The sequence below is a fragment of the Variovorax sp. 01T432 genome, from assembly GCF_056398605.1.
In genome coordinates, this window is record NZ_JBFTPS010000150.1 from 1 (window position 1) to 707 (window position 707).

1 protein-coding gene is annotated in these 707 nt (G+C 64.2%); it reads left to right on the forward strand.

Going from position 1 to position 707, the window contains the following annotated elements; translation table 11 throughout:
- A partial coding sequence (locus tag AC1DNF_RS35735) for a hypothetical protein (RefSeq protein ID WP_478153669.1) occupies positions 1 to 428 on the forward strand: 428 nt, incomplete at its 5' end.
- Between the last annotated feature and the right edge of the window lie 279 nt (positions 429 to 707).

A 707-nucleotide genomic window follows, 5' to 3' on the forward strand; every position in this document is an offset into this window, starting at 1 on the left:
GCGCTTGGAGCCCAATCATGGCCAGTTGTCCCTGCGCGTCCGCGCAATCTTCCACCCCTTCCGAATCCATCGATCCTGCTGACATCGCCGTCGACTCGACGCCAGCCGCGATCACGCTCGAATCACTCGCTTCGCATTTGCGCAGCACCGCGTCGCTGGCCTTGAGTGCGGTCGATGACGCGTGCAACCTGCGGGATGTACATCTAGCCTACGCGTGCCTTGAAGAGTTGCTTGCTCCGGTCAGCCTGGAGGAGCGCGAGGAGGTCACAGCCACCCGTGGCGAGCTGTGTGCGTTGTTGACTCTGGTCAATGAGGCGCTGTGTCGGCGCATCGAGGCGGTGGAGGCTGCGGTCGATTCCGCGCACGAGGCCGTGAACAAGGGGCATGCGCAATGTGTTGCGTTGGGAGGCCGGGGAGAGGTCGACTAGGAGCAAATGCCTAGGCTCGACAAGCAATGCGGGCCAGGGGAGTGCGAAGCACTGAGGGTCTATCCAACGGATAAGTCCATGCACTTCAACGAGGTGTCGGGCGGAGGGATATGCCCGAACGTGTCCACGGCGGGGGGCGGTGTGCCTTTGGCTGGCCGTTGAGGCGCCGCCGAGCAGCGCAGCGGCAGGCGGATAAGGGCACGTGCTGTTTGAGCGAAGCGAGTTTGCACGTGACCCCGCCTGACGTGAGCAGCGCAGGGGACCCCGAAGGGGCGGTGA